We start from the raw sequence: 14,663 nt of genomic DNA, 5'->3' as shown, positions 1-14,663 counted from the left end.
TAAGAAATTTTTACAGTAATAAATCAAGTATAGTTCTTTGTGTCGAACACAGTGGTACATATTGTGGATATAACGATGAAGATGAGCTTAAAAAAGATAGCAAAAGCACTGTTAATTACGACGTTTAGTAGTGCCATGTTGATGAGCACGGCTCAAGCTAACAATCCGCCGCCAACTATCAAAGCTGATGCGCCCAATCGTTATATCGTTAAAAAAGGCGATACCTTATGGGATATCTCAGGTCGCTACCTAGACAGCCCATGGCGCTGGAAAGAAATTTGGGCAACCAATAAGCAAATCAAAAATCCAAACCTTATCTACCCCAATGACGTTCTCATTCTTTGTGTGATTCAAGGAAAAACACTGATTGGCGTTGATACTGGTGAAGGTTGTGCTGGCGTTGAAAAGCAGCTTACTGGAAATGTAAGTACGAGCACGGTCGCGATTACTTCGACGGCCAATAGCATCCCTCCTATTCCGTGGTCGGCTATTCAGCATTGGCTTGATAAAACGCTTATCGTTAATCCCCAAGACTTTAATACCACGCCTTATATTTTAGCTTCTAAAAACCGTAACTTAATTACTGCGCGTGGTGATAAGGTCTATGCTAAAGGCGTACCGCTTATCGTGGGCCAACGTTACGGCGTCTACCGTGAGGGTGAGCTATATGTAGACCCCAAAACGCAAGAAGTGATCGGTTTAGAAGTTACGCAGGTAGCGACTGGTCTTGTTACTTCTACAGAAAGTAATGGTGTGACTAGCTTGCAGCTTATCGACAGCTATGGCAAAGAAGTGCGTGAAGGGGATCGCGTCTTTGTAGAGTTAGACAACGCTATTCCTCCTGTCTTTTATCCAACGCCTGCAAGTGTCAGTCGCGGCGGTATGATCGTACGTGTGATGGACTCTATCAGCTCAGCTGCGAAGGGTAGTGTGGTCGCCATCAATTTGGGTAGCTTACAAGGTGCTAAACCAGGTGATGTGCTGACGGTTTATCAAAAAGGGCCTTTGGTACGTGATACTAAAGACAATGACACGCCTGTACGTCTACCAAATGAGCCTAGCGGTATGGTGATGGTTTTTAATACCTTTGATCACATCAGCTATGCTTATGTACTTGACTCTGAGTTACCACTTAGTATTGGTGATCAGTTATTACCACCTCCTTATTTATAAATAGCTATAAGGCTTTATTAAGCAATATATTAAACCAAATACTAATCTAAGCTTGCCTATACGAGACAGATGACAATGACGGCAGTCACCTCTTCTTTATCCGACGATCAGCGCGCTATCCTAGCGCTGTGGTACGAGGTGAATGCATCATTATCTGCTTATCACAAATTGATCACTTCTTTCGGTTATCCGCAGCTTGCTTGGCAAGCCAAAGTAGAGGCATGGAAGCAGCTCGGTATTCACCACACCCATCTCAAACGTCATGAGCAGCCAGAGCAAACACTTGCCAATATCGATAAGATTCAGCAAGCATTGATAGAGGGGCGCTATGGTTTGCTATTCGCTGATGACGCCGATTATCCTGCCCAACTCTCACAAATATACGACCCGCCGCCATTATTGTTTTATCGTGGGAATAGCGCGCGCCTGCATCAAGCACAAATCGCTATAGTAGGTAGTCGAAAACCCACCGCGCATGCGCAAAAAATCACGTTTGATATGGCGCAGTACTTAGCGCAAGCAGGTTATATCGTTACTAGCGGTCTGGCTATGGGTGTAGATAAACGCGCACATTTAGGTGCACTAGCACAGGCAGATTCTGACTATCAGGGACGTACAGTTGGTGTAATGGGTACGGGGATCGATGTAAACTATCCCAATCATCGAGATCAGTTATTTACTCAAATTATTGAGCAAGGTGGCTGCATTATTAGTGAGCTACTACCGCATACGCAGCCACATAAACATACTTTTCCGCGTCGCAATCGTTTGGTAGCTGGGCTGAGTCTCGCGACCATCGTAACGGAAGCGACAATCAAAAGCGGCTCGCTTATAACAGCACGTCTCACGTCTGAACAAGGTAAACAGGTCTTTGCTATTCCCAGTCATATTGATAATAGTAATGCAGAGGGTTGCCATCATTTGATACGTGAAGGTGCGACCTTGATTTATCATCCGCAGCAAGTACTAGAAGACGTCAATGGTCAGCTTGATTACGATAAAGGCGCTTATAGAACAGCAAACGCTACTACTTTCAATAGTAATCACTCTAATAGCAATCACTCTAATATTACTCAGACTTCCGATGCATTTGAGATAGAGAAAAATTCAATCAAATCTACTAGCCAGCAACCATCTTCTGAGATAAAGCCTGCGCGCAGCACAGTCGTTGTGCCTGAGCATTTAACTGCAATCTATGAGCAGCTTGACTGGCATGGGCAAGATTTAGATGCGCTTATTAGTGCAACCAAGCTTGCACCGCCGCAGTTGATTGGTCAGCTAATGGAGCTTGAGCTAATAGGTCTTATCAGCGAACAAGGTGGACGATATTTGCGCATTTAAAGTATCGTAAATATTCCTTATTAGACACTGGCATAGACAGCCCTTAGTTATAGACTCTCCTAGACAATATCCCTCTTGTGGTATTATTAGAATTTACTTCTACGAACCATTTAAGTCATGAGCCAACCTACACCTCTTATTACTGATTCTGCTATCCAAGCTGCTAAGTGGCTAAAAGAAGGGCAACTGCTCGCGTATCCTACAGAAAGCGTTTGGGGTATTGGTTGCGACCCTTATGACCAAGCAGCTGTTCAGCGTATCTTGGATATCAAACAACGTCCACAAGCCAAAGGCATGATAGTCGTTACTGATAGTGTGTCTCGCTTAGCCCCCTTACTAGCCTCTTTAGATGATGTTCAGCGTCAGCAGGTTATTGATAGTTGGCAGACAGGCGATAGCGGAGACGAACAGCAGAGTCGCCAAGCACATACTTGGTTATTACCGATTCCTCAGCCGCTTGCGAGCACTGTACCTACTTGGATTACCGGTCAGCATCAGACTATTGCTGTTCGAGTTATCTCGCATCCTACAGTTCGTCAGCTTTGTCAACAGATGGTCAGTGAAGAGAACCCATTTGGGCTATTGGTGTCTACAAGCTGCAACCCATCAGGGCAAACGCCTGCTAGCACTTTTGAAGCCGCCTATGCTTATTTTGATGAGCAAATTGGTTATTTGCAGGGCGATACTTTAGGTTATACCTTGCCTAGCCAGATTCGCGATGCAACGACAGGCTTGGTTATTCGTTAGTGGACAAGAAAGATGTAGACGTTTTTTTTGCTACCTGTTTGCCTTACTTAACATGTTTTCTATTGTATGAGCTACATTTTTACAGTAATGCTGGCACAAATACTGTTTATCACACACTGACGGTAGCCCTGAATAGGATTTAGGCAGTCATATGAAAAATAAATTAAATCAGCCAAGTCATAGTTTGAACGAAAGTTTGGCTGAATATCCAAAAATGAAGGTTACTAAGTTATTTTTATTCGTAGGAGCGCTGTATGAGCTCATTATCTTTCCATGGATAGCGACACTTCTTAGCCCAGATGACAGCATAGGTCTATTGTTCATACTGTTTTTTCCAGTTTATCTTATTGCAGGTGGCTTGTTTGCGATGCCAACTACATTAATGATGGGAAAGTGGCATTCGTATAAAGAAATATACATACAAGATGGGTGGTGGATAAGAACTTTTTTTATGGGAGTTCTTATTAATGCTTTATTTTTTGTTTGGTTTATATTTTCTAAATTTGGTTTGGTGATATGGTTCTCTATCAGTTTAACTGGAGGAGTAAGTGCCGTATTAGCAGGTATGTCAGCTTTGCCAGTATTAAAAGAAAATGTTGAAGACGTAGGCTGAGCCATTAAATAAAGAGCTGATCAAACTATTTCTGAAATATTATGATGCGTTTGGATGGTCAAGAAAGTTCGAAACGGGTTATAACAGCTATATTATTTCCATTCACAAATTGACCAACTTATGAGTTAAAACTAATGTTAGATAACAACAGCCACTATCCAAAAAAATGGTGATATTTTTATTTTTAACTTTAGGTACGCTATATCAGTTGATCTTATTCCCTATTTTAGTATCGCTGATAATGTGGAATAAGGATGTAGGTCTGGCATACGCTGTAGCCATACCTTTTTACCTTATTGCAGGTGTATTTCTTATTGGAATGCCTACATTATTGTGCGGTATATGGCTTGCTTCCAAACAAACATATAAGTCTAAAAGATGGTGGGTAAGAGTTTTTTTTGTTGGTTTTTCTATCAATGCCACATTTTTTATTGGTCAAGATGCTCGTACATGGTTGGCTATTAGCTTAGTAGGAGGTATAAGTGCTTTGATTGTGGGTATGTCCGCATTACCTAAACCTAAACCTAAACAAAGTCTGCAATATTAGCCAAAAAATTAGGATACTTTTTTAATAAAAAAACTTCTATTTTTGACAGTAATTATCAAAGTGCAATGTTTGACCTCGTAAAACTTTCATTCCTCACCTTCCTTTACCAAAAGCATGTAAAAGTCGTTTTGATAAAAACCACAAAAAAGTAGACGATGGTTATAACAGTCTAGTTTTTATTGAACGATAAGTACTTCAGTAATAAGTAACTCAAAGATAAGTCATAGTGGTGATATTTGAGGCATATAGGGAGTAGGGTATGAATGTTTTGATTAGTGGCGGTTCAGGGTTTTTGGGAAGTGCGTTTAGTCGAGAGCTAATGGCACGATATCGCGCGCAGAATAAAGACGTGGCGATTACTTGGTTAACTCGTAATAGCGGTCAACCACATCCCGATGATATCAATATGATGACTTATGACGAGTTTGCGGTGTCTGATATGAGCTTTGATGTCATACTGAATTTAGCAGGCGCTGGGATTGCTGACTCTCGTTGGAGCGATGAGCGAAAAGAAGAGTTGATGGCGAGCCGTATCAAACCTACTCAGTCGATATTGGATTTTATCGCACGTGCTAGCACAAAACCCAAGTTACTGGTAAGCGGCTCAGCAATCGGTTGGTATGGTACGCAAGGCGACAAGCCACTGACTGAAAATAGCGATTATGAGACAGACTTTGCCCATACATTATGTGATGAATGGGAGCAGTTAGCACTTAAAGCGACCAATCATGATGTTCCTGTAGCTATTGTCAGAACAGGTGTGGTTATTCATCCTGAGGGCGGTATGGTGGCAAAATTGTTGCTACCGTTTAAATTTGGTGTCGGAGGGCAATTAGGTGATGGACAGCAAATCATGAGCTGGATCAGCCGTGAAGATTGGGTTAGTGCAGTCATCTTTATTATTGAGCAGCAGCTTGAATTTACTAACGAATCAGATGTCAATTATATCGAAAGCTTAGCCCAAGACAATGCACCTATTAATGACAGCACTAGCAAGACTGCAAGCGGTACGGCAAATAATAGAAATGCAGTCGTATATAACCTTACCGCTCCAAATCCTGTGACCAATCATACTTTTACCAAAGCACTTGGTTCGTGGCTACATCGCCCCACGTTTTTTACTTTACCAGAGTTTTTGCTTAAGCTAATGTTTGGCGAAATGTCGACGTTACTTATCGATGGTCAAAAGGTGCTGCCACAAGCGCTATTGGATGCAGGTTATTCGTTCAAACACTCGACACTCCAGCAAGCATTGGAAAATCAGAAATAGTTATATAGTGGTTGTTTCATGTGAAACATTAACAACTATCTTCTGATAATCACTTACTGAACCGTATTTATGTCTAAGGGCAGTCCATGCGTTACGCATTTTTCTTCACCATCTTTCTGTTATTGCAGTTATTTAGCTTAGGTACAGTATTAAGTATACAGTGGTGGCTCCAGCCTTGGATAACGCCAACATTACAGACAACGATATGGGCCAGTGTATTTATTATTACTAATGGCCTATTAGTATTGAGCGTAAAAAGAGCATTTGCTAACAGTTATCGCTGGGTTAGCGGCTGGATGCTAGTCATGCATTTTATGATACTGACGGCGTTGGCAGTGAGTCTATTCTACGGAGGGTATCTGCTGGTCATTGCTTTGTCAGGCAGTACGTTGCACCAATCGAATGAGATGACTATAGGGCTAAGAGTACTAGCGCTATTCCTATTTATAGGACTATTTATTCATTCATTATATAGCGCCTATGCCCCTGTTATACGCGAGCTTTCTATTAATATAGATAAACCTTTAGCCAAGCCACTGCGCATTGCAGTCGCTAGTGACTTGCACATAGGGCGATTATTTGGTGTAAAAGCTATAGATAGATTGCATCAACTTATGATTCGCTCTGGTGCAGATATGCTGCTGATGCCAGGGGATATTATGGATGATAATACAGATGCCTTTAATGCATATCATATGGAGCAAAACTTAGCAGAACTGTGCAGCATTCTGCCACGCGGTGTCTATGCGACATTGGGTAATCATGATTTGTATGGTCATGAACGACCCATTAGCGAAGCGCTGCAAAATGCAGGTATACAACTGTTGAACGATGAGGTGCTCTATATCGAGCACGAGGGTCAACCAGTATGGTTAGTTGGACGTTTTGATAATCATAAACGTCAACGTGTAGCAACTACCGATCTGCTGACGCAAGTAGATACGTCGCAGCCACTGATATTGTTAGACCATAGACCGAGTGATATAGATAATCACAGTCAATTACCTATAGATTTACAAGTCTCGGGACATACCCACAACGGTCAAGTATTTCCCGCTAATTTCATCGTCAATGCTATTAATAGATTAGGCTATGGCTATGAGCAGATTGGTAAAGGACACTTTGTCGTGTCCTCTGGCTATGGTTTTTGGGGCATCCCCTTTCGATTGGGATCGCGCTCAGAGATTTGGTTGATTACGCTATCTGGTAATACCAATTAATCAGTTATACAAATCATTAATTAGCTGGCTAACTAAATAACTAACGGTTTATGCAGCTAACTGGGATTGTGTATTGATGATTTCACGTACAAAGCTGCTAAAGCCATGAATAATATTGCTTGTCTCTTGTCCAAGACCTTGATGAACACTCATAAAGTGTATAAAGCCATGCGGTGCTCCAAGCACAGTATAGGTCTCTACAGCAACGCCATAACCTCTCAGCTGCTTTGCATAAGCAAATGCCTCGTCACGTAATACATCGAGCTCAGAAGCTACAATGTAAGTTGGGCAAACTTTACTATTATCACCCAGCATAGGTGAGTTCAGTATATGTAGACGAGGCAGCGGACTATTTTCCAAACAAGCAGCATCAAATACTGCTACATCAGCATGATCTAATAGTAGACCCTCACCATATAGCTCCCAACTAGGATAATCTGTCTCAATATCAGTGACTGGGTACAAAGGCATCTGCGCTAGAGGTTCGGGTAGTTTTTCTAATAGATTAAACATTTTCTGTCCATCTATCCCTAAGTCTGCCCATGCGCTTTTGCTCGGTGCGGTCAGTTGCTGCGCAATTAAAGTTGATAGACCACCACCTGCGCTATCACCAGCCAATACAATACGAGAGGGTAACGCACCCAATGTGTGACAGTGCTCAACCAACCAATCATACGCAGTGATACAGTCTTTTAATGCTGCTGGAGCAGGGCATTCAGGCGCTAAGCGATAATCTACACTAACCACAGACCAGCCAGTCTGCTCACAGACTGCATGACAGAACTCATGATGTGTATCGACATCACCAATGCAGAACCCACCACCATGAAAAAACAGCATGACTGTTTCATCAGGATTATGAATACGTTTTCTTCTAAAACCAGATTTTTTGCCGCCCGCTTTATAACAACGGACAGTCATGTCGCCATCATCTGCATTGGTAATCGTTTCATCTTTCCAGCTAACAGGCGAATCATTTTTTTTAGTGAAGGGCTTTATATTGCTTAGCATAGTAGTACTGGCTTGCTGCCATACTCTAGGTGATTGCATGGCTACTGCATCAGCAGTAAATCTCTCACGCAATTCGGGCATTGGGGTTAGTTCTAACGGTGTTTTGAGGTAGCTATTTACTGCAAGGATGAGACGCAGATGAGCGTTTGCATGCATATATTGTTTTGAGTTGGGACCTTTAAGGTAACCAATTGCACCTTCTAAAATAGGGTCTGGTAAGTAGCCGAGACTTTTCATTGCGTAATGCAATGTATGCGGCTGGTAGTTTGCTACAGGGTTATAAGCAAGTATTTTTTCTTTAACGCTTTGACGTTTTTCTAAAGAGTCATACGTTTGTGCATCTTGATTTGATGATTCTTTTGACGCTAGATGTTCTTTTGACGCTAAGTGCAATGTCATCAATGCTTTATTGAGCAAAGTATTGATAGATAAATTTTTTGAATTAGACATAACAGCTCTCATAAATGATTTTTAGCGTGCATTTGAGTGTGGGCGATAATATTTATAGCAATGATAAAATAGCTAGCAGAATAATAGCGTATCGTTTGGTAATAGCTTGATTAATAAGCGTAAAGCAATGGGAATAAATAGTGGTTTTTTGTTCTTTTTGTGAGCAAATATTGAGATTTATTGACATGGAGTAAAAACGTTAGATGCATCTCTTTAATCAGACTTCTTGAATATTTGTCATAAATGGTAAAAATTCCTTTGCTCTAGGCTTGAAATTTGTCCTTATCACCTTTATCAAGCAGCTATTGAAGCGTATTAAAAAAACAATGAGTTAGAAACATCGAGTATTTAATAATGGCATAGTAGGATCAATAATTATTCGGTCTACTGTGCTGTCTCTTAATCTTCATTATTGAAATTCCAAGGAGCTATCATGAGCGAGCAAAACCCGAACCACGAAAATCTTGACCAAAATGTGGCACATGAGAATATTGATCACAATGACAGTATCTTAGAAGAAACCATGAAAGAGTTTGATCCACAGAATAATTCAGGTGAAGAAACGACTATCGAAAACGAAATCAACCTTGATACTTTCAAAGCGCGTATTGCTGAGCTAGAAGGCGAAGTAAAACAAGCCAAAGAAGGTACTGCACGCGCTAATGCTGAAGCTTACAATGCGCAAAAACGCATGGAGCAAGAAGCGGATAAAAGCAAAAAGTTCGCACTACAGAAATTTGCTAAAGAATTGTTAGACATCGTTGACAATTTAGAGCGCGCTATCGAAAATGCCGATGCCAATGATCCAGTCGCTGAGGGTGTGCAATTAACGCACAAAGCATTGGTTGCGGTATTGACCAAAAACGGCGTAGAAGTGGTCGATCCACAAGGCGAAAAATTCAACGCTGACTTCCATGAAGCAGTGGGTATTGACCCAGAAGCAGCGGCAGATACAGTGGGTACGGTCTTACAAAAAGGCTATAGCCTAAACGGTCGTCTATTGCGTCCGGCCATGGTTCGTGTTGGTCAGTAATATTTTTAGGGCTAAACCCTACTAATATGAAGGTTTTTCACAAAAAATGACATGAAACACAGTTTTTGCGTGATTATCGCCTTGAAAAATACGACGGGTAAACCGATATATAGCAACAAGTGACCGACTACGGTCTGGATAAATAAGTATTTATAGTTAAAAACAAATTAGGAGCAATTGATTATGGGTAAAGTAATTGGTATTGATTTAGGTACTACTAACTCGTGTGTAGCAGTAATGGAAGGTGACAAAGTTAAAGTCATCGAAAATGCTGAAGGTACTCGTACAACACCATCGATCGTCGCTTATAAAGATGACGAAACGCTTGTTGGTCAGTCAGCCAAGCGTCAGGCAGTCACCAACCCAAACAACACATTGTTTGCAATCAAGCGTTTGATTGGTCGTCGTTTTGATGACAAAGTCGTGCAAAAAGACATCGGTATGGTGCCTTATAAAATCGCCAAAGCAGATAACGGTGACGCATGGGTAGAAATCAACGGTAAAAAACTAGCGCCACCACAGGTTTCTGCTGAAATCTTGAAAAAAATGAAAAAAACAGCAGAAGACTATCTTGGCGAGAGCGTGACTGAAGCAGTTGTAACTGTACCTGCTTACTTCAATGACTCACAGCGTCAAGCAACTAAAGATGCGGGTAAAATCGCTGGTCTAGATGTAAAACGTATCATCAACGAGCCAACCGCTGCAGCGCTTGCTTATGGTATGGATAAAAAGCAAGGCGATAGCACCGTTGCTGTATATGACTTAGGTGGTGGTACTTTCGATATCTCAATCATCGAAATTGCAGACGTAGACGGCGAGCAACAGTTCGAAGTACTAGCGACCAACGGTGATACTTTCCTAGGTGGTGAAGACTTTGACTCAGCATTGATTGATTTCTTAGTTGCTGAATTCAAAAAAGAGCAAGACGTGAACCTAAAAGGTGACTCTCTTGCGATGCAGCGTCTAAAAGAAGCCGCAGAAAAAGCAAAAATTGAGCTATCAAGTGCCCAAAGTACTGAAGTAAACTTGCCATACATCACTGCTGATAGCAGTGGTCCTAAGCATTTAGTCGTTACTATCAGTCGCTCGAAACTAGAGAGCCTAACTGAAGAATTGGTACAACGTACAATGGGTCCTTGTAAGACTGCACTTGAAGATGCTGGCCTAAAAATTGGCGACATCAACGATGTAATCTTGGTCGGTGGTCAGACTCGTATGCCACTAGTACAGCAAAAAGTACAAGACTTCTTCGGTCAAGAGCCACGTAAAGACGTGAACCCTGATGAAGCAGTTGCAGCTGGTGCAGCGATTCAAGGTGCCGTATTGTCTGGTGACAAAACTGACGTATTGCTACTTGATGTAACGCCATTGACTCTAGGTATCGAAACGATGGGCGGTGTCATGACGCCAGTTATCGAGAAAAACACCATGATTCCTACTAAGAAATCACAGGTATTCTCAACGGCTGAAGACAATCAGCCAGCTGTAACGATTCAGGTATATCAAGGTGAGCGTAAAATTGCTAACCAAAACAAAATGCTTGGTCGTTTTGACTTGACGGATATTCCACCAGCACCACGTGGCTTACCACAAATCGAAGTGTCTTTTGACATCAATGCTGATGGTATCATGAATATCTCAGCAACCGATAAAGGTACTGGTAAAGCACAAAGCATCCAGATCAAAGCGGATTCTGGCTTGTCGGACGAAGAAGTCGAACAAATGGTTCGTGATGCAGAAGCTAATGCTGCTGAAGATGAGAAGTTCGCTAACCTAGCGCAAGTTCGTAACGAAGCAGATGGTCGTATCCATGCGGTACAAAAAGCGCTGAAAGAAGCAGAAGATAAAGTGACTGATGAAGAAAAATCAACAGTAGAATCTGCCATCACTGAGCTTGAAGCGGCGGCGAAAGAAGACGATCATGACGAAATCAAAGCTAAGCTTGAAGCATTAGACAATGCATTCTTGCCAATCAGCCAAAAAATCTATGCTGATAGCGGCGCTGGTGCAGAAGGTATGGATCCTAGCCAGTTCCAACAAGGTGCAGACGATGCTGGTAGCAACAAAGCTGATGACGACGTCGTTGATGCTGAGTTCACTGAAGTAGACGAAGACAAAAAATAATACGGCTATTAACTAGTTAAATTAAAAAACGCATCCTTCGGGGTGCGTTTTTTTATGGCTGTTTTTTCTATCGTTTACTATTTCTGCTAGCTATTTTTTTATGAATAAGACGTGTTCTTATAGTTTAAACGCGCTCACTATGAGCACTTCATAGGTTAAATTAACCACGAGCTGTCCTATGTCATTCTTTTTTGAGAATTGCTGCCAATAGTCTGACTCAAATTGCTGTAGACGGGATTTTGTCCATATAAAGGTTTGAGTATCTTCTGATTTAGCTTGCGTTTGATTGGTCGATACACCAGTGAGTTTCATATGCTTTAGGATAGCGTAGGGGGTTGGAAATGGTAAATCAAAGCGCTGAGTTGAGAGTTTGATATTCTCAAAGCCATCACTATCTAATGCCAATTGCCATTCGTCAATATCTGGGTAGTGAAGTCCTTGGCCAGTAAGAGTTTTAATTTGCAAAAAGTTATTTGGCGTAAATGTGCTAAAGAGCAGCTGACCTCCTGATTTTAACCGCTGCGCTGATTGTGTGATGAAACTCAACGGACTATCAAACCATTGCACGGCATTGGCACTGACTATCAAGCTATGATTTTCTGCTAAATCTATCGTTTCAGCATCACCAATCATTACGTCAGCAGCAGGTAGTATTGATTGCAATGTAGCACTCTGCTCAGTACATAACTCATTAATGAGCCAGTGCTCGCTTTGTATATGATTAGCGAGTAGGCGCGTCATCTGACCTGTGCCTGCACCCACTTCCAACACACTACTTTGTTTGGTATGAGCAATACTGTCTAATAAATAATGACAAACGGTTTGCTGGATACTGGCATGCTGGTCATAATCGCTTGCATTAGCAAAGTGGCGAGCGATGGTTTGTTTTCTAACACTGAGGTCGTCAGCTGTGTCGAATGTTGTCATAGGCTTTATTATGTCCAAATGCGCCAGTTATCTATCAATAGTAGGAGTAAATCCTGTGTCAAACGATAAGGTTACAACTGCTGTATCAGTCGCTCGCAGTCTTCGTTAGTCAGTTTGGCATTCATAACTAAACGAATGCGAGCAGTGTTTGTAGGCACAGTAGGTGGCCTGATAGGCAACGCGTAAAATCCAGCGGTTTGTAGCTGTTGTGCTTTGGCAAGGGTGCTTGCGTTATCGCCTAATATATAAGGAACGATAGGAGATTGATAATCCATATCTTCTACAGTTGGCGATACACGGTGCCGTGGGTCAATGGCTTGGCTAAGCGTGGTAGACAACTGTGCTAGATGCGCACGTTGGTCAGTGAGTTTTGGCATTCTTGCTAAAATAAATCGTGTCCACGCATGATTGATAGGGGGTAAGGCGGTGCTAAAAATTAGTGGGCGCATAGCGTTAATCAGCCATTGTTTGAAAATATCATCACACATTATATAAGCACCAACTGAAGCAAACGCTTTGCCAAATGTACCCACCAAATAGTCAATATCAGCCAACGTATGCGTCTCCTCTGCCAATCCTAAACCTGTATCGCCTAATATCCCGATAGCATGTGCTTCATCGACATACAGCTCAATACGAGCATCTCTGGATTTTAATTGTACTAATTCAGGCAAGTCAGCACGGTCACCATCCATACTAAATATACTCTCGGTGACAATAATGATACGTTCAACTGTCTCGTCTGCTTGTTCAATAAACTTGGCTAAATGTTCGTAATCGTTATGACGGTAACGACGATAGGTGACAAGTTTACTTTGGCTCAGGCGCATCCCATCGATAATGCTGGCATGTACTAGCTTGTCAGCCAAAATGAGCGTCTTGACGGGCAAAGTTGTTAATGCTGGCAAGATACCTAGATTGGCGTGATAGCCACTATTCAATACCAGCACCGACTTTGTATTGGACAGGTCTTGTTTTTCCATTGCGCTTTGATACCAGCTTTGCAATTCAGACTCTAATGCTTCTAACTGTATATCGTTGCCTGTCAGTAGGCGTGAGGAAGTGGCACTCATTTTAGGAGTGTGCGTAGTAGATAGCTGTTCTATTTGATTGAGAAACTCAGTTTGTAGCTCGATATCACCGCCCAAGCCAAGATAATCATTACTCGCGATATTAAGTAAAGCTTTACCTGCACTAACGACGTATCGGCCATCGTGCTGTAGGTTTGGCAATTGACGGTACTGCTGCTTTGCTTTTAAGTCTGCAAGTGCGCTTTGCAAACGCTCAGTGATAGAATTTTGCATTTCTTCTCTCTAATTATTGTTATATCAGCCATGTTTAGCCGATTTGTCCAGCAAGAAAACTGTGAAATGAGTACGGATTATTGCATAAACTGGATGGATGTAACAAAAGGTTTCATATCTAGGCCTTTGTAACCCGAGCACTGACAAATGCTTTCAAATCTTAACTCTCATACCATTAAACACTGACAGAGTGTCTGAAATAGTTTGTTACTATGTACCCATCGTTAGCAAACAAGGCGATACGGCCAAATGGTCAATACAACTAAATAACTTGTTTGTCCAAATTTACTTGAAGGAGCTAATAATGAAAACTCTACAAAAAACTATACTTGCACTAGCAACTGGTTCTTTACTTACTGTAGGTGCACAAGCTGCCGTTAATTATGGTAACGGCTATACAGGTCAACCGTATGTTGGTGCTAAGATTGGTCAGTTCGATAATGATGTAAGCGGCGACGATCCAACTGCGTATGGTGTGTATGCTGGTTATAACTTCGATCCTAATTTTGGTATGGAAGTTGAATATGTTGGTTCAGATGATGCTGATCTAGACAATAATGCTGGCGATTATGATACGAAAACTTATGGTGCGTACGGTACTTATCGTTACACGTTCCCAAATACTGCACTGTATGCCAAAGGTAAGCTTGGTATCGCTAAAACAGAGCTAGAAGCTGATTTTAACGACGGTAGCAGTGATTCAGTGAGTGATACTGGTATTGCTGGTGGCATCGGTCTTGGCTATGCGGTGAATCCTAACTTCAATGTTGAAACAGAATATGCCATGATGGATAGTGATGCAGATACTAAGCTGCTTACTGTTGGTGCTAACTTAAAGTTCTAATTATTTAGAAAACAAGCTTTTAGCAAACAGCTATAATAAAGAAACGATCACTTTAAGTG

General features: G+C 41.7%; 13 protein-coding genes. 10 read left to right on the top strand and 3 right to left on the bottom strand.

The window, feature by feature from the left end:
• The first annotated feature begins 75 nt into the window (after positions 1-75).
• From I3254_RS09600 to I3254_RS09570, 7 genes are all read left to right on the top strand, one after another.
• The gene (locus tag I3254_RS09600) at positions 76-1,173 is read left to right on the top strand and encodes a LysM peptidoglycan-binding domain-containing protein (protein ID WP_238052703.1); all 1,098 of its coding nucleotides are present in this window, start codon (positions 76-78) and stop codon (positions 1,171-1,173) included.
• 75 nt (positions 1,174-1,248) lie between these two features.
• A complete protein-coding gene (dprA, locus tag I3254_RS09595; protein WP_238052768.1) occupies positions 1,249-2,514 on the top strand; it encodes a DNA-processing protein DprA in 1,266 nt (421 codons plus the stop codon).
• A gap of 117 nt (positions 2,515-2,631) precedes the next feature.
• Positions 2,632-3,261, top strand: a complete 630-nt coding sequence (locus I3254_RS09590) for an L-threonylcarbamoyladenylate synthase (RefSeq protein ID WP_238052702.1) — start codon at positions 2,632-2,634, stop codon at positions 3,259-3,261.
• Positions 3,262-3,412: 151 nt separating this feature from the next.
• The gene (locus tag I3254_RS09585; RefSeq protein ID WP_102091091.1) at positions 3,413-3,874 is read left to right on the top strand and encodes a hypothetical protein; all 462 of its coding nucleotides are present in this window, start codon (positions 3,413-3,415) and stop codon (positions 3,872-3,874) included.
• 241 nt (positions 3,875-4,115) lie between these two features.
• Positions 4,116-4,421, top strand: a complete 306-nt coding sequence (locus tag I3254_RS09580) for a hypothetical protein (RefSeq protein ID WP_238052701.1) — start codon at positions 4,116-4,118, stop codon at positions 4,419-4,421.
• A 259-nt stretch (positions 4,422-4,680) separates the two neighbouring features.
• Positions 4,681-5,691: a TIGR01777 family oxidoreductase gene (locus I3254_RS09575; RefSeq protein ID WP_238052700.1), complete on the top strand. Its 1,011-nt coding sequence runs from the start codon at positions 4,681-4,683 to the stop codon at positions 5,689-5,691.
• An 86-nt stretch (positions 5,692-5,777) separates the two neighbouring features.
• A complete protein-coding gene (locus tag I3254_RS09570) occupies positions 5,778-6,911 on the top strand; it encodes a metallophosphoesterase (RefSeq protein ID WP_238052699.1) in 1,134 nt (377 codons plus the stop codon).
• Between the two features lie 48 nt (positions 6,912-6,959).
• Here the strand turns inward: I3254_RS09570 and I3254_RS09565 are convergent, their stop codons facing one another.
• Positions 6,960-8,372: an alpha/beta hydrolase gene (locus I3254_RS09565; protein WP_238052698.1), complete on the bottom strand. Its 1,413-nt coding sequence runs from the start codon at positions 8,370-8,372 to the stop codon at positions 6,960-6,962.
• 433 nt (positions 8,373-8,805) lie between these two features.
• On the opposite strand from I3254_RS09565, the gene grpE reads away from it, so the two are divergent.
• Complete coding sequence (gene grpE / locus I3254_RS09560) at positions 8,806-9,405, top strand: nucleotide exchange factor GrpE (protein ID WP_057762215.1); 600 nt, start codon at positions 8,806-8,808, stop codon at positions 9,403-9,405.
• 183 nt (positions 9,406-9,588) lie between these two features.
• Positions 9,589-11,529 (top strand): molecular chaperone DnaK, encoded by a 1,941-nt coding sequence (dnaK, locus tag I3254_RS09555; RefSeq protein ID WP_238052697.1) that lies wholly within the window; start codon positions 9,589-9,591, stop codon positions 11,527-11,529.
• Positions 11,530-11,646: 117 nt separating this feature from the next.
• On the opposite strand, the gene I3254_RS09550 is transcribed toward dnaK, so the two are convergent.
• Positions 11,647-12,456, bottom strand: a complete 810-nt coding sequence (locus I3254_RS09550; protein ID WP_238052696.1) for a methyltransferase domain-containing protein — start codon at positions 12,454-12,456, stop codon at positions 11,647-11,649.
• Between the two features lie 71 nt (positions 12,457-12,527).
• A complete protein-coding gene (locus tag I3254_RS09545) occupies positions 12,528-13,760 on the bottom strand; it encodes an 8-amino-7-oxononanoate synthase (RefSeq protein WP_238052695.1) in 1,233 nt (410 codons plus the stop codon).
• 304 nt (positions 13,761-14,064) lie between these two features.
• On the opposite strand from I3254_RS09545, the gene I3254_RS09540 reads away from it, so the two are divergent.
• Positions 14,065-14,604: a porin family protein gene (locus I3254_RS09540; protein ID WP_102078619.1), complete on the top strand. Its 540-nt coding sequence runs from the start codon at positions 14,065-14,067 to the stop codon at positions 14,602-14,604.
• Positions 14,605-14,663 lie beyond the last annotated feature (59 nt).

It is taken from the genome of Psychrobacter sp. Ps2, from assembly GCF_022129405.1.
GTDB lineage: Bacteria > Pseudomonadota > Gammaproteobacteria > Pseudomonadales > Moraxellaceae > Psychrobacter.
This window is presented reverse-complemented; position numbering and strand designations above follow the sequence as displayed.